Source organism: Comamonadaceae bacterium M7527, from assembly GCA_021044545.1.
Lineage (GTDB): Bacteria > Pseudomonadota > Gammaproteobacteria > Burkholderiales > Burkholderiaceae_C > RS62.
Genome location: CP087990.1, coordinates 938125 through 958975, shown reverse-complemented (window position 1 = coordinate 958975; position 20851 = coordinate 938125). Strand labels below are relative to the sequence as shown.

The window sequence follows — 20851 nt, the reverse complement described above, 5'->3', positions numbered from 1 at the left end:
CAGCGTTTTGCTACTCAATGCAGACATCTATTTGTTGTTCGGCCGCTTGTTCAGTACGCCTGCTAACCATGCAGCTGTGTCGACCTTTTTGGTTTGGGTGTTGGTGTTTTACCAACTAGGACCATTTTGGTTGCACACTTAGGCCGTGAGAGCCTCGCGTTTGTGTGTGACGACTATCGTTCGTTATGCGCATCTATACAACGCGCAGGAAGTCAGCTATGGATAAATTTTCTAACCGTCCACCCCGTTCGGGCGGCAAGCCGCGCTTTTCACGCGCCCCCCGCGATTTCACACCCAAAGCGCCCAAGCGTGACTTGGTTGATATCGCCAACGCCCAGGCATTTACAGACCTGGGTCTGGCCACAGAGTTGGTGCAAGCCGTTGCAGACTTGGGCTACACAGTGCCAACAGCCGTGCAGTTGGCCGCTATTCCGCGCTCACTCAACCGCGAAGCCGGTGAGTTCACCGACTTGCTGGTGTCTAGCCAAACGGGTAGCGGTAAAACAGCAGCGTTTTTGTTGCCTGTGTTGCACACCATTTTGGGTCAGCAACAAGCCGAGCGTGCTATCGAAACAGCTCGCATAGAGTCTGAAAAAGAAGCCAAGGCCGCCGCTTTAGCTGCTGGCGGCGAAGCCAGTGCGGAGTTGCTTGTCAACGGTACTGGTGGCGTTGACGGTGCGTTTGGCAATGATGCCGAAAGAATGAAGGCCGTCAAAGAAAGCAAAAAACCACGCAGCTTTGACCCAGCCACGCCTGGCGCACTGATTTTGTGCCCAACTCGCGAGTTGGCCCAGCAGGTTGCAACAGACGCGATTGACCTCGTGGCACATTGCCGCGGTTTGCGCGTTGCCAGTGTTGTAGGCGGCACGTCTTACATTCACCAGTTGGCCGGCTTGCGCAATGCCAATATTGTGGTGGCCACACCCGGTCGCTTGCTGGACTTGCAGCGCTCAGGCCAAATTCGCTTGGACAAGGTGCAGTACCTGGTGGTTGATGAAGCCGACCGCATGTTGGACCTGGGTTTTGCCGAAGACTTGGCTGAAGTGCATGACCTCACGTCCAAGCGTGACCAAACCATGATGTTCAGCGCTACGTTTGCACCGCGTGTGCAGCAGTTGGCCATGCGTGTGATGCGCAAAACGGAGCGCATTGAGTTGGCCTCGCCAGAGCAAAGCCATGACAACATCGAGCAGCGTTTGTACTGGGCCGACCACTCACACCACAAGCGCCAGTTGTTGGACCATTTTTTGCGCGACACCTCCATCAAGCAGGCGATTGTGTTTGCCAGCACACAGGTTGAGTGCGATTCATTGGCTGAAGACTTGCAACAAGACAGCTTCTCAGCAGTGGCCTTGCACGGCGCTTTGAGCCAGTCTGTACGCAACCGCCGCTTGCAGGCTTTGCGCAGTGGTCAGGTGCAAATTTTGGTCGCGACAGACGTTGCGGCACGCGGTATTGACGTGCCCACTATCACCCACGTGTTTAACTTTGGCTTGCCCATGAAAGCCGAAGACTACACCCACCGCATTGGTCGTACCGGCCGTGCAGGCCGCGAAGGCTTGGCCGTTACCTTGGCCGAGTTCCGCGACCAGCGTCGCATCTACGCGATTGAGTCATTCACACGCCAGCGCTTTAAAGAGCATACCGTTGAGGGTATGGAGCCTAGCCGTCGCCCCAGTTTTGGCAGCGGCGAGCGTCGCGCCCACGGCGGTGGTGGCGGTGGCGGCAATTTTGGTGGCCGTGGTCGCTCACGCGACGGCGGCATGCCGGGCTTTGGTGCCAACCGTGGTGGTTTTGGCGGTGGCCGAGACGACCGTCGTGGCGATGACCGCCGCGCAGGTGGTGGCAACTTTGGTGGCCCACGTGGTCCACGCGGCAGCAGTGATGGCTTTAGGCCCGCAGGTGGTGAGTTCCGCGGCGCACCTCGTGGTGACTTTGCACCGCGTGGCGATTTCGCCCCGCGTGGTGAGCGCCCTGATACCCGTGGTGACAATCGCTTTGATCCCCGTTTTGATGCGCGTGCAGAGTCGCGTTCTGACGCACGCCCAGACGCTCGCTTTGAGCCGCGTGGTGAGCACCGTGGTGCGCCGCGTCATGCCGAAGCTCGCCGTGGCGACAGCCGCGGTGGCGAAGGCCGCTTCGAGCGCAGCCCACGCCCTGAAGGCCGTGGACACGCCAGTCACGGGGGAGAGCGCCGTCCTACTGCGCCAGCCCGTGCACGCCGTTAACTGGCGTTAAGCACCAAGCCTTGCCAACAACCCACAACTGTCACAGGTTGTGGGTTTTTTGATGGGCAACATAAAGATTAAGCGCCATACATTCGTTGTATTCTTACGCCATGCAACTGATGTTCAATTCTTTCTGGCGTGCCTTGTCGTATTGCCTTTTTCCTCGGGTGATAGGCTTGTCGTTTGTGCCGCTGGCCCTGATGGTGGTGACAGCGTTTGGCCTGGGTTATGTCTACTGGGAAAGTTCAGTAGCCGGCGTTGCCGCGTGGTTGCAATCCACTGAGCTCACCCAAAGCGCCCTCAATTGGCTGGACAGCGTGGGTTGGGCCAGCTTGCGCTCTGTTATTGCGCCTATGGCGGTGCTGTTTATGGCGACACCCATTATTGTGGTGTTGTCGTTGTTGCTGGTGGCGTTGTTCATGACGCCAGCCATGGTGAGCTTGGTGGCCAAGCGCCGTTTTGTGCACTTGCAGCGTTTTCACGGAGGCTCACTTATCGCCAGCGTGTTGTGGTCTTTGGGCTCTACCTTGTTGGCAGTCCTGGCCTTGCTGGTATCCATTCCCTTGTGGTTTATTCCACCACTTGTTTTGGTGGTGCCGCCGCTCATTTGGGGCTGGTTAACTTACCGTGTGTTTACCTTTGATGCACTGGCCGAACACGCCACCAAAGCAGAGCGCGAGCTCATTTTTGAGCGCCACCGTCTGCCGCTGTTGGCCATAGGTGTCATCAGTGGTTACATGGGCGCCGCGCCCAGTTTGCTGTGGGCATCAGGCGCCATGTTTATTGCCTTGGCGCCATTGCTTGTGCCGTTGGCCATTTGGGTTTACACCCTGGTGTTTGCGTTATCGTCGCTGTGGTTTGCGCATTACGTGCTGTCTGCGCTGGAGGCCTTGCGTCGCGAAAGCGGGCAGGGTAGCGCCAGCCCGTATACCCAAGCGGATGGCGGGCCAGCACCGTTTGATGACGTGGTGGATGCGCAGGACGTCATGGAATTAAGTGGGCCGCGTGCCAACCAGTTAAACAGCTAACCCGTTAAGCCCATGAACGCGACCTCTACCAAACCCAACTTTGCCGCACTGATCATAGGAGACGAAATTCTGTCAGGCAAGCGCACCGACAAGCACTTGGCAAAAGTGATAGAGCTGTTGGGTGAGCGCGGCCTGAGCTTGGCCTATGCCAACTATGTGGGTGACGACCAGGCCCGCATTACCGCAGCCATTGCGGCCATGGCAGCCAGTGGCGACGTGGTGTTTTCGTTTGGCGGTATCGGTGCGACACCGGATGACCGCACCCGCCAATGTGCCGCGCAAGCGCTAGGCCGCGAGCTGGTGCTGCATCCACAGGCCAAAGAACTCATCACGCTGCGCATGGCGGAGACTGCAGCCGAAAAAGGCGAGGTGTTCGAGCCTGGGCATCCTGACAACATACACCGATTGAACATGGGCATGTTTCCTGAGGGCGCGAACATTATTCCCAATAGCTACAACCGCATTCCTGGTTTTAGCGTGCGCACCCAAGGTGAATTTGGTGCCATGTACTTTGCGCCCGGCTTCCCGGTCATGGCGTGGCCCATGGTGGCATGGGTGCTGGATACGCACTATCAGCAGTACTTTGCTGTAGGTGCCTGGCAAGAGCGTTCCCTGGTTATTTATGGTGCCATTGAGGCATCGCTCACGCCGTTGATGTTGCAGCTTGAGCGTGACCACGCTGGCATAAAGGTGTTTAGCTTGCCCAGTGTTGACCACCCCGAGCACGGCCGCCATGTCGAGTTGGGTGTCAAGGGCCAGCCGCATGCGGTGCAAGAGGCGTTTGCCGCCATGCAACACGCCTTGTCAGCCATGTCGGTTGAGATAGGCCCTGAATTGGTGCGTTGATTGGCAATTTTGCACTATCATGGTGCTTACGTTTGATTGAATGCAGTTTTGCACTTGTATGGTGCAAATCCTTATTGCTGGCTGGCGGTGTTGCCGATACGCTGAGTCGGCACCTGCCCTTGAAACCCAGGCCTTGTGGGGCTGGCCGGCAAGCATTGAATGTTTTGCGAATTCTGCACCACGGTGGCACAGAACCTGCTATTTCCAAAGCACAATACCTAGTTCGGGTGTGTACCCGTTTTTAAACCTTCAGGAGATTTTGATGGCCAAGACCGTTGCAGACGTGATGCAAATGGTGAGCGACAACGAAGTGAAATTTGTTGATTTCCGCTTTACAGATACCCGCGGTAAAGAGCAGCACGTAACAGTGCCCGTGTCTCACTTTGACGAAGACAAGTTTACGTCTGGCCACGCTTTTGACGGCTCGTCCGTAGCTGGTTGGAAGGGTATTGAAGCCTCTGACATGTTGCTCATTCCTGACGCAGCCACTGCCAACATCGACCCCTTCTTTGAAGAGACCACGCTGTTCATGAGCTGCGACGTGATCGAGCCTAGCGATGGCAAAGCTTACGACCGTGACCCGCGCTCTATTGCCAAGCGTGCTGAGGCCTACCTCAAAGCATCAGGCCTGGGCGATACCGCCTACTTTGGACCAGAGCCTGAGTTCTTCATTTTTGACGGCGTGCGTTGGAACAACGACATGGGTGGCTGCGGCTACCAGATTGACGAATACGAAGCCTCATGGAACACAGGCAAGCAGCTGGAAGGCGGTAACCGCGGTCACCGCCCCACGGTCAAGGGCGGTTACTTCCCAGTGCCACCTGTTGACAGCATGCATGACTTGCGCGCTGAAATGTCGTTGATCCTGGAGTCATTGGGCATCCCGGTTGAGGTGTTCCACCACGAAGTGGCAGGCGCGGGCCAAGCCGAAATCGGTACCAAGTTTTCCACATTGGTAGAGCGTGCCGACTGGACGCAAAGCATGAAGTACGTGATTTGGAACGTTGCCAATGCGTACGGCAAAACCGCTACGTTTATGCCCAAGCCAGTCGTTGGCGACAACGGCTCTGGCATGCATGTGCACCAATCTGTGTGGAAAGACGGCAAGAACCTGTTTGCTGGTGACGGCTACGCTGGTTTGTCAGACTTTGCGCTGTACTACATAGGCGGCATCATCAAGCACGCCCGTGCGCTCAACGCTATCACCAACCCCGGCACCAACAGCTACAAGCGTTTGGTGCCTGGCTTTGAGGCGCCAGTGAAGCTGGCTTACTCAGCGAAGAACCGCTCCGCGTCTATCCGTATTCCTTACGTGGCCAACCCCAAGGGTCGCCGTGTTGAGGCGCGCTTCCCAGATCCATTGATGAACCCCTACTTGGGCTTCTCGGCATTGTTGATGGCGGGTCTGGACGGCGTGGAAAACAAGATCCACCCGGGCGAGGCCGCCACAAAAGACTTGTACCATTTGCCACCCGAAGAGGACAAGTTGGTACCCACCGTGTGTCACAGCCTGGATCAGGCCTTGGAGCACCTGGACAAAGACCGCGCGTTCCTGACCAAAGGTGGCGTGTTCTCTGACAGCATGTTGGACGCCTACATTGAGCTCAAGATGGGCGAGGTTACGCGCTTCCGTACTGCAACTCACCCCGTTGAGTTCGACATGTACTACAGCCTGTAACCATGGTGCAGCGCACTTGGGTGTTTGACCCAGCGGCGCCTGCATAAAAAAGGGCGGCTTAGGCTGCCCTTTTTTGTACCCATTGCAAGTCTTATTTGTATGCCATCAAAGCACAAGCCGCTCACCAACACGCCTCAAGCGTCGCGCTACGCTGGTCTGGATATGCTGGCCACGTCTGTTGCTGTGGTGCGTCAAGACGGCATGATCCTGGAGGTCAACGCCGCGTTTGAAGACCTGCTGGGGGTATCCAATAAAGTGTTGTTGGGTAGCCAAATTGCCAATTACTTTGTAGACGCAAACGCCATCAGCGAGGCGCTTAAAGGCGCCAATGGTGATGACTGCGCAGCCATGCGCTTTGAGGCGCATGTGTTGCTGGGTGGTGCTACCAGCACGCAAGGTTTGACCGTGCCTGTGCATGTGTGCTCTCGCCAACAGGCGTGGCAGGCGAGGCCGTGCTAGAGCTGTTGCCCCTGGAGCAGCAGCTTCGCCTGGAGCGCGAAGAGCGCTTGGTTGACCAAGCCTTGGCCAATAAAGAGCTGATACGCGGCTTGGCCCACGAGATAAAAAACCCGTTAGGTGGCATACGCGGCGCAGCGCAGTTGCTGCAAATGGACTTGGAGCGCAAAGACTTGCGCGAGTACACCCAAGTCATTATTCACGAGGCCGACAGGCTGCAAATACTGGTGGATCGCCTGTTGGCCCCACACCGCAGCCGCCATGTAGAGGGTGACGTGAACATTCACGAAGTTTGCGAGCGTGTGCGCGCCGTGGTGTTGGCCGAATACCCGCAGGGTCTGCAAGTGGTGCGTGACTACGACACGTCGCTGCCCGAGTTCAGGGGTGACCGCGAGCAGTTGATACAAGCGGTGCTCAACATCGCGCAAAACGCAGCTCAGGCCCTGAGTCAGCGGCGTGATGCGGGCGATGCGCGCATTACGTTTAAAACACGTATTGCCCGCCAGGTCACGTTGGCCAAGGTACGTTACAAATTGGCGCTGGAATTGCATGTCATTGACAACGGCCCCGGCGTTGCACAGGCCATCAAGGACCGCTTGTTTTATCCCCTTGTGTCTGGGCGTGACGGCGGCACAGGGCTGGGGCTAACGCTGGCGCAAACCTTTGTGCAGCAGCACAACGGCTTGATTGAATGCGACAGCTCCGCCATAGGCACAGACTTTAAGTTGTCTATACCGTTGCAATAACTTTGAACTAACCAGACGAGTACCCCACATGAAACCCATCTGGCTTGTTGACGATGACCAATCGATTCGCTTTGTTTTAGAGCGTGCATTGCAGCGTGACGGTTTGCTAACGCGCAGCTTTACCAACGCCAACGACGTGTTGGCCGCATTGAGCCATGTCACAGGTATGGATGCGCCCAGTGTGCTCATCAGTGACATACGCATGCCAGGCGGCGACGGTCTGGACTTGTTGGCCAAAGTTAAAGCGCGTCAACCCGATTTGCCCATCATCATCATGACGGCCTACTCAGACCTGGACAGCGCCGTGTCCGCGTTTCAAGGTGGTGCCTTTGAGTATCTGGCCAAGCCCTTTGATGTCACCAAAGCTGTAGAGTTGGCCAGGCGCGCCTTGCAAGAATCAGAAAAAGATACGGTCGCAGCGCAGCCACAAGCGCCCAGCACCGAAATGCTTGGCCAGGCGCCGGCCATGCAAGAGCTGTTTCGCGCCATTGGCCGCTTAAGCCAAAGCAATGTGACGGTACTCATTACAGGTGAGTCTGGCAGCGGCAAAGAGCTGGTAGCCAAAGCCCTGCACAAGCATTCACCTATGTCGCAAGGGCCTTTTGTGGCCATTAACACGGCGGCTATCCCCAAAGACTTGCTGGAGTCTGAGTTGTTTGGTCATGAGCGCGGCGCATTTACAGGTGCGCAAGCCATGCGCCGCGGGCGCTTTGAGCAAGCCGAGGGCGGCACCTTGTTTTTAGACGAGATTGGCGACATGCCATTTGATCTGCAAACCCGCTTGTTGCGCGTGCTGAGCGATGGCCACTTTTACCGCGTAGGTGGGCACACGGCCATCAAAACGCAAGTGCGCGTGGTTGCCGCCACTCACCAAGACCTTGAGCAGCGCGTGGCTGCTGGCGGGTTTAGAGAAGACTTGTACCACCGCTTGAACGTCATTCGCTTGCGCCTGCCAGCGCTGCGCGAGCGTTTGGATGATGTACCGGTGTTGGTACAGCACTTTATGCTGCATAGTGCCAAGCAGCTGGGTGTTGAGGCCAAGCGCATATCCGCCGCTGCCATGGCTGTGCTGTCCAGGTTTACTTTTCCGGGCAACGTGCGCCAGTTGGAGAACTTGTGTCATTGGCTCACCGTCATGGCACCAGCCCAAGTGGTGGATGTAAAAGATTTGCCGCCAGAGGTCTTGGCCGCTCAGGCGTTGCCCGCGGCCACTTCGGTTTCTGCGCAGACCTTGCCTACGGCTACAGATGAGTTGGCGGTTGCGCCTGCAGCGCAAGCCCCTGAGCGCACACAATCGGTGGGCTTGCATTGGCCTGACCAAGTACGCCAGGAGGCCTTGAGTTTGCTGAGCAGTGGTCAGCATAATGTGTGGGAGCAACTGACCAATAAGCTAGAGGCCGCCTTGATAGAAGCAGCGTTGTTGCACACAGGCGGCAAACGCGTGGAAGCCGCCAACCGTTTGGGTATAGGCCGCAACACCATTACCCGAAAAATCCAGGAACTGGGATTGGATGCGGACTAACAGCCGCGTGCGTTATTTTTCAGCTTTTGTGTACAAGCCCATGACGCGCTCACTGTAAACGCCCAAGTCTTGCGTGCGTTGCTCGTTTGATGGGTGGGTAGACAGCCACGCTGCACCGCCGCCGCCGCCGGAGGCAGCGCCCATTTTTCGCCACAGGCTCAGTGCAGCACGAGGGTCGTAGCCGGCGCGCGCGGCCAGTTCAACACCAATGCGGTCGGCTTCTGTTTCGTGGGCGCGGCTGTTGGGCAACTTCAGGATAAGGTCTGCACCAACTTGCGCCAGGTTGGCCGTGCCTGCGCCCAAGCCCAGCAGCGCTGCGCCTACGTTGAGTGTGAAGTCGGTGGCTACGGACTGCGACAGCTGTTCGCGTGAGTGCTCACGCAGCGCATGCGCCATCTCATGGCCCAAAATGGCAGCCAGTTCATCGTCTGTGAGTTTGAGCTGCTCAATGATACCGGTGTACACCGCAATTTTGCCGCCGTGCATGCACCAGGCGTTTAGTTCTTTAGAGCTGATGACGTTGACCTCCCAGTTCCACTGGCCAGCGTCTGGGCGAAATATGGTGGTTTGAGGAATCAGCCGTTTGGTGATGGCTTGTACACGCCTGAGCTGGGTTTTGTTGGTGTTCAGCGTGCCTTTTTTGCGGGCATCTGTTATCACTTCTGCATAGGCCTGTTGCGCCATGGCATTCACTTCAGGCTCGGAAATCAGCATCAGTTGGCGTCTGTCTGCGCCTACCAAACCGCCGCCTGTGGTTGACGAGCAGGCGCTGACAGCAACGATGGCTGCAATCAGCGTGAACTTGACGTAGCGAACAAAAGGCGAACGTGGTTTGTGTGACAACATGAAGGGCGTCTCTAAAACGGCAACAGCGCCGTTGTTGCGGAAGCCTTTATTTTGTCACGCCCCAGGACAGGTGTGACCACGCCCGCTCATGCAGGTAGTAGGTGACCAAGCCTACGCTGGTCAGCAGCGTAGACAGCCCCAGGCCACTTTGGAAACTGCCCATGTACACGTAGTTGATAACAGTCATCACAACAAAGCCGATGAGCTGCCAAGTGAATGCCTTGGTCCAAGTGCGTTTCTTTTGTTCCATGGTGTTACTCCCTCGTTGATGTGTTCTTGGATTCACGAGGGCTATTTTTATGGTCTTGCCGGCGTGATTCAACGTGGAATATGTACTATTTACTCATATTTGTTGATAGTTATCACGTAATGGGATAATGCACTCATGCTGACCAAATCTGCCCGTTGCACCCTGTTTCGTGAGCGCTTGAGCGCGTCTATGCTCAAGCGCCAGTTCAACCGCACCACACTGGCTGAGCTGGCCGGGGTTGATCGCTCAACCATTTCAGCCTTGCTCAATGAGCACCACGTGCGTTTGCCCTCTGGTCACGTGGTGGCGGACTTGGCCAACACACTGGGCGTGAGCACAGACTGGCTGCTTGGTTTGACCAACTCCACGCAATCGCCGGGTGAAATTTTGAAAGAGTCGCTAGAGGTGGCTCACACCTCGCCAGGCAACGCAGACGACCACATTGAGCGTTGGCTGCGCGAGTCTGTGGGCGCCAAAATTCGCGGCGCACCCACGTCGTTGCCCGAATTTATGAAGACTGAAGCCGTGCTTGAGCTGGAGTTTGCGTCGTATGCGGGCAAAACGCCGCAGCAAGCACGCGCGCACCAAGACGAGCGTTTGCGTTTAAACCGCACCGTGGGCATGGACTACGAGTTGGTCATGCCCATGCAAACCCTGCAAGACTTGGCCAACCGTTCCGGCCTGTGGGCTGGGTTAAGCGCGGGCCAGGTGAAAGACCAACTGGTGCGCATGGCCGACTTGTGTGAAGAGCTGTACCCCAGCACCAGGCTGCACTTGTTTGATGCCGCCAAATACTACAGCGCCCCCATTGTGGTGTTTGGTCAGCGCCGTGCGGTGATTTATGTTGGCAGCTCCTACTTTGTGTTCAACACACGTGAGCACGTAGAGGCCTTAACGCGTCACTTTGACCAATTGGTGCGTGACGCCAGCGTGTTAAGCCACGAAGTGGCGCTGTGGTTGCGCCAGCTGGCGCGGGGCGTGCCAGTGTGACAGCCCGCGCGGTGTTTAGGCCGGTTTACAGCGCAGCGTCTAGCACCACGGGCGTATGGTCGCTTGGGCGCTCATTGTGGCGTGGCGTCTTGTCAATAAACGCCGCAGTGGCTGCAGCTTTTACTGTGTTTGTTACCAAAATGTGGTCAATCCGCATGCCCCTGTTGCGCTTGAACCCAAAGTCTCGATAGTCCCACCAGGTAAAGCTTTTTTCAGGCTGCTCAAACAAACGCAGTCCATCGTGCAAGCCCAAATCAATCAGCGCTTGCAGCTGCTCGCGTTCCTGCGCTGTGCAGTGAATGCTGCCTTCCAGGCTGGCTGGGTCCCATACATCAGCGGCGTCAAACGTGATGTTGTAGTCACCCATTATCACCAAGCGCTCATAAACGCCCATTTCCAGCTGCAGCCACTTGCGCAAGCCATCTAGCCAAGCCATTTTGTAGACAAATTTGTCACTGTCAGGCGCTTGCCCATTGGGGAAGTAGCCACCAATCACGCGCACCTTTTTGTCAGACTCGCTTCTGAACGTGCCCGCTATCAGGCGCGACTGCTCATCAGCGAAGTGCGGATTGTTGTGCACCACGTTGCTGGGTATCTGTCTGCTGATCAACGCCACGCCGTTGTAGGTTTTTTGCCCCAACCAACTGGCTTGCCAGCCAGCTTCGTTCAAGGCCTCTACCGGAAATTTGTCTTGCGCCAGCTTTAACTCTTGCAGCGCCAGAACGTCCACGGGGTTGGCCTCTAGCCAGTCAATCACTTGGGGTAGGCGAATGTTGAGAGAGTTGACGTTCCAGGTGGCGAATTTCATGGGGTGGCCTGTCTTTCTAATGTCACAAAACTAAAGCTCAAGCCAGCGTTACTACCCTCGGCAATGGTGTGCGTCTCACGCGAAGTTTCAGTCCAGGTTGCGTCAAAACTGGGCGCATAGGCGTCGCCCGCCACATCTTTGTGCAAGTAGGTCACCACAGCACGGATGGCCAGCGGCATGGCTTGTGCGTATATTTGCGCACCACCTATGACCCACACTTCAGCAGTTGCGGGCGTTTGCGCGGCGCACGCGTGCACGGCAGCTTCAACGCTGGCGCACACCAGCGCACCTTCAATGGCCAAGTCGGTTTGACGGCTGACCACCACGTTCAGGCGACCTGGCAAGGGACGAAACTTGGGCGGCAATGAGTCCCAGGTTTTGCGGCCCATGATGACGGGGTAACCCGTGGTGTGAGCCTTGAAGTGCGCCAAGTCTTGCGGCAAATGCCAGGGCAGCTGGTTGTTGGCGCCTATGACGCCGTTGTTGGCTTGGGCAAAAATAAGGTTGATGCGCATGTCATTTAGGTGTTGCTGGTGCTATTCGCGTTGCTGGGGCCACTGCTGTGACGGCTGGGCAGCAGTACGGCTGCGATGGCGGCCATGCCAAACATCAGGGCGGCGTAGTCTTGCCAGTGCGGCCACTCGCCCACAATTATTGTGGCGCTGAGTGTGCCCACTACAGGCACAGCCATAACGCTCATGGCGCTGATGGCAGGCGGTAAATTACGCGCCATGCCAAACCAGATAATTTGTGCATAGCCGTAGTTAAAAACAAAACCATAAACCAGGCTGGCCCACATGGGTGCAGAAAACTGGCTGGGCGAGGGTACAGGTTCTATGGCGATGGCCAGTGCCCAAATGCAGACGCTGGCCAGCAGCAGCATCCAAACGGTCAGTACCTCTGGCGCCAATGTGAAGGTGGCACGGCGTACCAGCAAGGTGCCCAAAGCCCAGCACAGTGCGGCAGCTTCCATCCACAGCACGCCCGACGGACTTCCTGATATTTGCTGCAATTCGTGCCACAACAGCAAGCCAATGGTGAGGGCTACACACAGCACCGCAACAGACACACGCTTGTTCAGTGGTTGGCCAAACAGGCAGGCGCCCAACAGGACTGTGTAAATGGGCATGGCAAAGCCCAAAATGGCAGCACGCCCAGAGGCCAGCTCTTGCACACCCATGATGGATAACGTATGCCAGCCCAGAATATTGGGCAGACCCAGCCACACAATGGTGCGCCACTGCTGCGCGTCTTGCGGCCACATGCGAAAGCCCTTGGCTTTGAAGTACACAAAAAGCCATGTCGCGCCCAGCGTCATGGTGATGGCTCGAAAGTACAGCGGTGTGATCTCTTGCAGCGAGAGCTTCATCATGGGCCAGTTCACACCCCACATCAGTGTGAGGGCCAGCAGCGCCCATGTTTGTTTGTGTGTGAGCATGCTGGGCGCTTATACCGCTACGGGTGCTTTGATGGCGTCGTGGTGCTGGTAGTCAAGGACTGCAAAGTCTTCAAATTCGTAGTCAAAAATGCTGTTGGGGCAACGCTTGATATGCAGTTTGGGGTAGGCGTAGGCCTTGTCGGCACGGCTTAGCTGTAGCTGCACTTGTGCGTGGTGGTTGCTGTAAATGTGGCAGTCGCCACCGGTCCAAATAAAGTCGCCCACGTCCAGGTCACATTGCTGGGCCACCATGTGGGTGAGCAAGGCGTAGCTGGCAATGTTGAAGGGCACACCCAAAAAGATATCAGCGCTGCGCTGGTATAGCTGGCAACTGAGTTTGGCTTTTTGGCCGTCTACCGCAGGTGCCACATAAAACTGAAAAAACGCATGGCAAGGCATTAACGCCATTTTGGACAGTTCAGACACGTTCCACGCGCTCACAATCATCCGGCGTGAGTCGGGGTTGTTTTTTATGCTGTCTACCACCTCGGCAATTTGGTCAATGTGTCCGCCATCAGGCGTGGGCCAGGAGCGCCACTGCGCGCCATACACAGGCCCCAGGTCACCGTTGGGCGCTGCCCATTCGTTCCAAATGGTCACACCACGCTCTTGCAGCCACTTGGCATTGGCGTCGCCACGAAGAAACCACAACAGCTCGTAAATAATGGACTTGAGGTGTACTTTTTTGGTGGTGACCAGCGGAAAGCCCTCGTTCAAGTCAAAACGCATTTGATGACCAAACACACTGCGCGTGCCGGTGCCCGTGCGGTCAGTCTTCTCAACGCCATGCGTAAACACATGGCGCATGAAATCTTCGTATTGGGTTTTGATAACGGCTTGGCTCATGGTGGGCTTTGTATGTATGTCGACAACCCTGAAGGATACCAACATCGCAACAAGCACCACGCCCAGCAATGAGGGTCAGATCCCAATTAATCTGGCCAGTCGTCGTGCAATGCCGTCATTAATTGGGATCTGACCCTAATTGTTTAGTTGTTGGAGTATGGCGCCGGGGTTTAGTAGCCCGTGGGGGTCTAGGCTTTGTTTGATGGCTTGCATCATGGCTAGAGCGGTGGGGTCTTTGTAGTGGGGCAGGGTGTGGGCTTTCAGTTTGCCTATGCCGTGCTCGGCAGAAATAGAGCCACCAAACTGTTTGACCGCGTCAAATACCAGTTTGTTGACTGTGGGCTCAAACTGCTGCAGGAACGCTTGACCGTCTGCACCAACAGGGGCTTGTACGTTGTAGTGCAGGTTGCCGTCGCCCAAGTGGCCAAAATTCACCAGTCGCACGCCGGGGATGTGTTGTTGCAACAGGTCTAGGGTGTGCGCTACAAACACGGCGATGTTGGAGATGGGCACCGAGATATCGTGTTTGATATTGAGGCCTTCGGCACTTTGTGCCAACGGAATATGCTCACGGATGAACCACAGTTGTTGTGCCTGCGTAATGCTTTGCGCCACCACGGCGTCACTGGCCAGACCTCGCTCAAGGGCCAAGGCCAATACGTTTTGTAGTTGCTCGGCCGCGTCGTCAAACGTGGCGGTGCTGGACAACTCAATCAGCGTGTAATACGACGCGCTACCCAATAGAGGTATGGCTTGGTCTGGGAAGTGCCTGGCCACCAGTTCAAGTGCAAACTGCCCCATGACTTCAAAGCCGGTGAGGCCATCACTCAAATGGGCGCGTGCCAAGCCTAGCAAGTCAACCGCCGAGTCCAGTTTGGGCTGCGCCACCCAGGCCACGCACTTGCTGGCGGGTTGTGGGTACAGCTTGAGCGTGGCGGCGGTGATCACGGCCAATGTGCCTTCGCTGCCAATGAGCAGGTTTTTAAGGTCGTAGCCTGTGTTGTCTTTGCGCAAACCACCAAGGCCATGCCAAATGTCGCCGCTGGCGGTGACGGCCTCAAGTCCCAAGCACAAGTCGCGCGTGTTGCCAAAGCGCAGCACTTGCGTGCCGCCTGCATTGGTGGCCAAGTTACCACCTATGGTGCAGCTTCCTTGTGACGCCAAGCTCAGTGGAAAGTACATGCCTGCATCTGCAGCAGCTTGCTGCACGCTTTGCAATATGCAGCCAGCCTCAACCGTGAGCGTGGCGTTGGCCACATCAACAGCGCGCACTTGGTTGATGCGGCCAAGGCTTAACAGCACTTGTGTACCTGTGTCATCAGGCACCGAGCCCACCACCAAGCCGGTATTGCCGCCTTGTGGCACTACCGCCACGCGGTACGCCGAGCACACCCGCATCACAGCAGCCACCTGTTCGGTATTGGCTGGGCGCACCACGGCCAGTGCTTTGCCTTTGGCACGTTTGCGCCAGTCGTTTACATACCCAGATAGGTCGCCGTCGGTCAGTACGTGGGCCTGCCCAACTGCTTGTCGCAGCTCGTCGAGCACGGCAGTTTGGCTCATGGTTGTTACTGCTCTGCTGTGTCGTGACTGAGCTGCGCTGCGCGCACGGCGGCAAAGCGCCAGCGCACATGCAAGGCGGCGGCTGCAAACAGGCTCACACACAAGCAGGTTTGTACCAGTGCCAAGCCTGCCGACAAGCCCTGGTCAGACCAGGCACGCACCACGCCTTCGGTGAAGTAAAGCCAAATGAGCAAGCTCATCCAGCGGTAGGTGTACATGCGGTTTTTGAGCAAGCCCGCTAGCGGCAGACAAAGCGGCAACACTTTGATGGCCCACCAAGAGCCACCGTCACGCAGCGGTGCCAGCCACAACTCCCAGGCCAAACCCACCACGATAAGACCTAGCAAGCTGCCCACGGCCACCCAGCGCGTGAGTGCAATGCGTGAAGAGGGGGTACGTGTGGGCGCGTTGTTTGTGCTCAAAGTGGGTCTCGCTGGGGTTGCTTTGCGTGCGGTGTGACACGCGTTGGTGGCATGATACCGGTATGAAGCAATGGCAGTCTGCAACTCAAGTTTGGCAATCCTTTTGGCAAGACGTGTTGAGCGACTTGCGCCGCTTCCCTTGGCGCAATACAGCCATCACCTTGCGCGAGCGTTTTCGCGAAGATCGCCTGGGCCAAACGGCCAGTAGCCTCACGTTTACGACGGTGATGGCCCTGGTGCCTTTGTTTACGGTGGGCTTGGCGATTTTCAGTGCGTTTCCCGTATTTGCACGCTTTGAGGGGGTGGTGGAAAAGTGGCTGGTACAAAGCCTGGTGCCTGACCAAATTGCGCGCACGGTATTGCAGTATTTGCACCAGTTTTCCAGCAAGGCAGGGGAGCTTGGTTGGGTAGGTGCTGTGGTGTTGCTCATTACTGCCTTAGCGCTGATTCTGACCATTGACCGCAAGCTCAATGACATTTGGCGCGTGCGCACCTTGCGCCCTATATCTCACCGCGTGCTGACCTATTGGGCGGTGTTAACGCTGGGGCCGCTCACCTTGGCGGTTAGCGCCAGCTTGGCCACCTATTTGTTCTCTGCCAGCAAAGGCTTTATTGCAGGGCCTGCCGCCAGTTGGATATGGGTTCTTGATGTGTTGGAGTACTTTGTGATGGTCGCTGGCGTTGCCGCGCTGTACCACTATGTGCCCAACGCGACAGTGCGCTGGAGCCACGCCTTCATCAGTGGCTTGTTGGTGGCTGGCGCCATTGAGGTGGTGAAAAAAGGCCTGGGGTGGTATTTGGGCGAAGTGCCCACCTACTCAGCGGTATACGGCGCGTTTGCCACCTTGCCTATTTTGCTCATCTGGATTTATTTGGCTTGGGCGGTGGTGCTGCTGGGGGCGGTAGTGGCTGCCTATTTGCCCAGTTTGTTGCGCGGCGTGGCCAGGCGCAGCGACCAACCCGGCTGGGACTACCAGCTGGCATTAGAAATACTCAGTGCGCTGCAACGCGCGAGAATTGGTCTGGCCCAGGACCCCACCACCAGCATCAACGACTTGCCTCGCGGCATGAGCGCTGACGAACTGGCCACCGTGTTGCGCATAGATGCGCTACACCTGGAAGCGCCCATGGCCGCACTGTTAGAGCTCGATTGGGTGGGTAAGCTGGACGAAGAGCAAGCCCGTTACGTGCTGCTGGCCAAGCTGGAGTGCATGCCGCTAGCGCCGTTGGTACAAGCCCTGTTGTTACCCGCATCCAGCGAGAGCAAAGCCATGTGGCAAGCCAGCGGCTGGCACCACGCTACCGTGCAACAAGCCCTGCCTACCGGTGATGTGCTGCACCAGGCCTAACGACAGCACTCAATAAATCGTCGCCAGCGTGTAGTGCCCACAAAAAAAGCCACTGGGCTATTGCGCAGTGGCCTTTGTTATCAGCTGTCAGCCGACGGGAAGACGTTTAGTCGTCGCCGCCGAAGATGCCCAGCAACATCAGCAAGTTCTGGAAAATGTTGACCAGGCTCAGGTAGATGCTGAGGGTGGCGGTGATGTAGTTGGTTTCACCGCCATCGATGATGCGCTTGATGTCAACCAGCAAGAAGGCGCTGAAAATGGCAACCGCCAGCATGGACAACACCACCATGCCGGTGGAGCTGGCGACAAACATATTGATGACCATGCCGACGATCAGCAAGATAACGCCAATGGTGAGCCACTGGTTGAGGCCGCTGAGGTCACGTTTGACGACAGTGGCCAAGCTGGCCATGGCAAAAAACACGGCTGCTGTGCCGCCAAAGGCCATCATGACCAAGTCGGCGCCATTGCTAAAGCCCAGGACCATGGCGATCAGGCGGGACATCATCAAGCCCATGAAGAACGTAAAGCCCAACAGTACCGGCACACCGGCGGATGAGTTCTTGGTTTTCTCGATGGCGTAGATGAAGGCAAACGCACCGCCTAAAAACAGCACCAGGCTCATCATGCTGCCCATGGCAGCGGTAATGCCAGTGGCCACGCCAATCCAGGCGCCGGCTACTGTTGGCAGCAGGCTGATGGCTAGCAGCCAGTAAGTGTTGCGTAACACCTTGTTGCGCTGGGCGTTGGACACGCTGGCGCCAAAGCGGCCAAGGGATTCAACTTGACGGTTCATGAGGGTTTTCTCCTGTGTTGCGCTTTGGCATTCCAAAGCTGTGGTACCAGTGTACTCAATGATTACTTCATTGCCAGGGCAACCCCATTGTCGCTACAAGCTGTGAGGTTAATGTGACTGAAATGCAGGCAATTCAGCGGCGTTGACGGCCATTACGGCGGTATGCTTGAAGGATTGCTGCAACACTCTTTGTCACAGCAAACAAATTCAATCAGGGTGAGACCCTTCAACCAAAGGAAAGTTCATGAAAAACAAAGCCGTACTCGAATTGTCAGACGTCAAGGCCGTATTGGCCGCAGCAGAGGCAGAAGCCGTCAAAAACGGCTGGGCGGTTGCCATTGCCGTGGTTGACGACGGCGGCAACATGCTTGGTTTTAGCCGCTTGGACAATGTGGCGCCAGTGTCAGCGCACATTGCGACCTCAAAAGCGCATACAGCCGCTATGGGCTGCCGTGAGTCTGGCGTGTACGAGCAGATGATCAACAACGGACGCGTGTCCTTTTTAAGTGCGCCAGCGATTGACGGCCTGTTGGAAGGCGGCGTGCCTGTCATGAAAGACGGCCAGTGTATCGGAGCGGTAGGTGTTAGCGGTGTGAAGTCAAACGAAGACGCGCAAATTGCCAAAGCCGGTATTGCAGCTCTGGGTCTTTAATATTGCGCAGGTTGTAAGAAGCGGTCTCCTTGCTTACAACTCTCGTACTAGGAACCGCCACGATTGGCGGTTTTTTTTCGTCTAAATAGTCAGGATAAACCCTAGTTTTGGTGCGTTTGCTGACATTTCATAAGTTAGCCGTAAGCCACGGCGAACACATTGCACTGTCGATGGATAAAACGTGGGCTGCAAAGTGCATGCCTGCGTGTTTCCAGACAAAGTGCAGCAGACCGACGTTTGCTGTGATTTGAAAAAACATTTCTATATTAGGAGATGACCTATGAATGACAGCAAAGGCTACTGGGCGGCAACGCTCAGCCTGCTGACCAGGATTCTTGTAGTCTGGTTCTTGGTCTCGTATGGCGCAGGTATTTTGTTCGCTCCCGCATTGAACTCTTTTAGCCTGGGTGGTTACCCACTGGGCTTTTGGTTTGCACAACAGGGCTCCATTTACGTCTTTTTGATCCTCATCGTGTACTACACGAAGAAGATGGGCCAAATTGATCGTGAATTTGGCGTAAGCGAAGACTAAGGAGCAACAGCATGGAACTTCAAACCATTACCTACGTTGTCGTAGGTTTTACCTTTGCGCTGTACCTCGGTATTGCGTTTTGGGCCCGCGCCGGTAGCACCAGCGAGTTTTACGTTGCAGGCGGCGGTGTTCACCCCGTCATGAACGGTATGGCCACTGCTGCTGACTGGATGTCTGCTGCTTCATTCATTTCCATGGCCGGCTTGATTGCTAACATGGGCTACGGCGGCGCCGTATTCTTGATGGGTTGGACGGGCGGCTACGTGTTGCTGGCGATGTTGTTGGCACCTTACCTGCGCAAGTTCGGTAAGTTCACAGTGCCTGAATTCATTGGTGACCGTTACTACTCAAAGGCTGCACGCTCTATTGCCGTGTTGTGTTTGTTGGTGGCGTCTATCACTTACATCATTGGTCAAATGACTGGTGTGGGCGTGGCCTTCTCACGTTTCTTGGGTGTTACCAAAGAAATGGGTATTTACATTGGTATGGCCATTGTGTTTGCCTACGCTGTTTTCGGCGGTATGAAAGGCATTACCTACACACAGGTGGCTCAGTACATCGTGTTGATTTTGGCCTACACCGTGCCAGCCGTGTTCATCTCGTTGAACCTGACTGGTAACCCACTGCCCCAACTGGGTTTGGGTGGTGACTTTGCTGGTGGCGACGTATCGCTGTTGGCCAAGTTGGACCAGGTGGTGACTGAGCTTGGTTTTGCCGAGTACACGACCACTAGCCGCGGCAGCATGTTGAACATGTTCTTCTACACCGTATCACTGATGATCGGTACAGCTGGCTTGCCACACGTGATTGTTCGCTTCTTCACGGTTGCCAAAGTGTCCGAGGCACGTGCATCTGCTGGTTGGGCCTTGTTCTTCATTGCCATTTTGTACACCACCGCACCTGCAGTGGGCGCAATGGCCAAGTTGAACCTGCACGCTACAGTGAACACCGCTGTGAAGTCTGGCGGCGACTTGTTTGCTGAAGAAAACAGCATCATGGCCAGCGAGCGTCCAGCCTGGATGAAGCGTTGGGAAGTGACTGGCTTGTTGAAGTTTGACGACAAGAACGGCGATGGCCGCATCCAGTACTACAACGATGGCACCAAGAACGAAGCTGTTTTGGCGAAAGCTGAAGCTGCTGGCTGGAAGGGTAACGAGCTGTCAGTGAACGCCGACATTATCGTGTTGGCCAACCCTGAGATTGCGTTGTTGCCTAACTGGGTGATTGCTTTGGTAGCCGCTGGTGGCCTGGCCGCTGCGCTGTCCACTGCTGCCGGTTTGCTGATGGCGATTTCTTCAGCCGTGTCTCACGACTTGATCAAGGGTGTATTCAACCCAGACATCAGCGAGAAGAACGAGTTGCTGGCCGGTAAGATCTCCATGGCGGTTGCCGTGTTTGTTGCAGGCTACCTGGGCTTAAACCCACCAGGCTTTGCAGCAGGTACCGTGGCTTTGGCCTTTGGTATTGCTGCCAGTTCATTGTTCCCAGCCATCGTCATGGGCATCTTCTCCAAGAAGATGAACAGCGAAGGCGCAATGGCCGGTATGGTGGCTGGTTTGACTGTCACCTTGTTCTATGTGTTTGCACACAAAGGTATCTTGTTCATCAAGGGCACCGAGTTTGTAGAGCTGGTTGGTGGTAACAATGGTTGGTTTGGCATTGAGCCAAACGCCATCGGTACCTTGGGCGCGATTGTCAACTTTATTGTTGCCTTCATCGTGTGCAAGGTCACTGCACCAACACCACAGGACGTGCAAGACCTGGTTGAATCTATCCGTATCCCTAAGGGTGCGGGTGCCGCAACTGGTCACTAAGCCACGCTTGAGGTTGGCCATACCGGGCTTGCCCGGTGTGG

The 20851-nt window shown here is 56.2% G+C and carries 19 protein-coding genes and 1 pseudogene; 11 read left to right on the top strand and 9 right to left on the bottom strand.

Annotated features, from left to right (window positions below; genetic code table 11):
• Positions 1 to 218 precede the first annotated feature (218 nt).
• From LN050_04550 to ntrC, 6 genes and pseudogenes are all read left to right on the top strand, one after another.
• Complete coding sequence (locus tag LN050_04550; protein ID UFS57092.1) at positions 219 to 2228, top strand: DEAD/DEAH box helicase; 2010 nt, start codon at positions 219 to 221, stop codon at positions 2226 to 2228.
• 110 nt (positions 2229 to 2338) lie between these two features.
• Complete coding sequence (locus LN050_04545) at positions 2339 to 3256, top strand: EI24 domain-containing protein (protein ID UFS57091.1); 918 nt, start codon at positions 2339 to 2341, stop codon at positions 3254 to 3256.
• A gap of 12 nt (positions 3257 to 3268) precedes the next feature.
• Positions 3269 to 4102 carry a competence/damage-inducible protein A gene (locus tag LN050_04540; GenBank protein ID UFS57090.1) on the top strand — a complete coding sequence of 278 codons (834 nt, stop codon included), beginning with the start codon at positions 3269 to 3271 and terminating at the stop codon, positions 4100 to 4102.
• Between the two features lie 262 nt (positions 4103 to 4364).
• Positions 4365 to 5780, top strand: a complete 1416-nt coding sequence (glnA, locus tag LN050_04535; GenBank protein UFS57089.1) for a type I glutamate--ammonia ligase — start codon at positions 4365 to 4367, stop codon at positions 5778 to 5780.
• A 99-nt stretch (positions 5781 to 5879) separates the two neighbouring features.
• Positions 5880 to 6982, top strand: a pseudogene (locus tag LN050_04530) (ATP-binding protein).
• Positions 6983 to 7010: 28 nt separating this feature from the next.
• Positions 7011 to 8504 carry a nitrogen regulation protein NR(I) gene (gene ntrC, locus LN050_04525; protein UFS57088.1) on the top strand — a complete coding sequence of 498 codons (1494 nt, stop codon included), beginning with the start codon at positions 7011 to 7013 and terminating at the stop codon, positions 8502 to 8504.
• A gap of 12 nt (positions 8505 to 8516) precedes the next feature.
• Here the strand turns inward: ntrC and LN050_04520 are convergent, their stop codons facing one another.
• On the bottom strand, positions 8517 to 9350 hold the full coding sequence (locus LN050_04520; GenBank protein ID UFS57087.1) for a M48 family metallopeptidase: 834 nt from the start codon (positions 9348 to 9350) through the stop codon (positions 8517 to 8519).
• 46 nt (positions 9351 to 9396) lie between these two features.
• On the bottom strand, positions 9397 to 9600 hold the full coding sequence (locus LN050_04515; protein ID UFS57086.1) for a DUF2061 domain-containing protein: 204 nt from the start codon (positions 9598 to 9600) through the stop codon (positions 9397 to 9399).
• Between the two features lie 135 nt (positions 9601 to 9735).
• Between LN050_04515 and LN050_04510 the strand changes: the two genes are divergently transcribed.
• Entirely contained in the window at positions 9736 to 10590 is an 855-nt protein-coding gene (locus tag LN050_04510) for a helix-turn-helix domain-containing protein (GenBank protein ID UFS57085.1), read from the top strand.
• A 25-nt stretch (positions 10591 to 10615) separates the two neighbouring features.
• Here LN050_04510 and xth read toward each other — a convergent pair whose 3' ends face one another.
• The 6 genes from xth to LN050_04480 form a co-directional block, all read right to left on the bottom strand.
• On the bottom strand, positions 10616 to 11398 hold the full coding sequence (xth, locus tag LN050_04505; GenBank protein ID UFS57084.1) for an exodeoxyribonuclease III: 783 nt from the start codon (positions 11396 to 11398) through the stop codon (positions 10616 to 10618).
• Complete coding sequence (locus tag LN050_04500; GenBank protein ID UFS57083.1) at positions 11395 to 11913, bottom strand: dihydrofolate reductase; 519 nt, start codon at positions 11911 to 11913, stop codon at positions 11395 to 11397. The genes xth and LN050_04500 overlap by 4 nt, the downstream gene beginning before the upstream one ends.
• A 5-nt stretch (positions 11914 to 11918) precedes the next feature.
• Positions 11919 to 12836, bottom strand: a complete 918-nt coding sequence (locus LN050_04495; GenBank protein ID UFS57082.1) for a DMT family transporter — start codon at positions 12834 to 12836, stop codon at positions 11919 to 11921.
• Between the two features lie 9 nt (positions 12837 to 12845).
• On the bottom strand, positions 12846 to 13682 hold the full coding sequence (locus tag LN050_04490) for a thymidylate synthase (protein UFS57081.1): 837 nt from the start codon (positions 13680 to 13682) through the stop codon (positions 12846 to 12848).
• 135 nt (positions 13683 to 13817) lie between these two features.
• Positions 13818 to 15245 carry an FAD-binding oxidoreductase gene (locus LN050_04485; protein ID UFS57080.1) on the bottom strand — a complete coding sequence of 476 codons (1428 nt, stop codon included), beginning with the start codon at positions 15243 to 15245 and terminating at the stop codon, positions 13818 to 13820.
• Between the two features lie 5 nt (positions 15246 to 15250).
• Complete coding sequence (locus tag LN050_04480; GenBank protein UFS57079.1) at positions 15251 to 15667, bottom strand: DUF2069 domain-containing protein; 417 nt, start codon at positions 15665 to 15667, stop codon at positions 15251 to 15253.
• Positions 15668 to 15729: 62 nt separating this feature from the next.
• Between LN050_04480 and LN050_04475 the strand changes: the two genes are divergently transcribed.
• Positions 15730 to 17016 (top strand): YihY family inner membrane protein, encoded by a 1287-nt coding sequence (locus tag LN050_04475; GenBank protein ID UFS57078.1) that lies wholly within the window; start codon positions 15730 to 15732, stop codon positions 17014 to 17016.
• 106 nt (positions 17017 to 17122) lie between these two features.
• Here LN050_04475 and LN050_04470 read toward each other — a convergent pair whose 3' ends face one another.
• Positions 17123 to 17812, bottom strand: coding sequence for a Bax inhibitor-1 family protein (locus LN050_04470; GenBank protein ID UFS57077.1), 690 nt, complete (start codon positions 17810 to 17812; stop codon positions 17123 to 17125).
• A gap of 244 nt (positions 17813 to 18056) precedes the next feature.
• Between LN050_04470 and LN050_04465 the strand changes: the two genes are divergently transcribed.
• The 3 genes from LN050_04465 (at position 18057) to LN050_04455 (ending at position 20810) form a co-directional block, all read left to right on the top strand.
• Positions 18057 to 18464: a heme-binding protein gene (locus LN050_04465; GenBank protein ID UFS57076.1), complete on the top strand. Its 408-nt coding sequence runs from the start codon at positions 18057 to 18059 to the stop codon at positions 18462 to 18464.
• A gap of 280 nt (positions 18465 to 18744) precedes the next feature.
• Positions 18745 to 18996: a DUF4212 domain-containing protein gene (locus LN050_04460; protein UFS57075.1), complete on the top strand. Its 252-nt coding sequence runs from the start codon at positions 18745 to 18747 to the stop codon at positions 18994 to 18996.
• Between the two features lie 11 nt (positions 18997 to 19007).
• The gene (locus LN050_04455; GenBank protein UFS57074.1) at positions 19008 to 20810 is read left to right on the top strand and encodes a cation acetate symporter; all 1803 of its coding nucleotides are present in this window, start codon (positions 19008 to 19010) and stop codon (positions 20808 to 20810) included.
• Positions 20811 to 20851: the final 41 nt, after the last annotated feature.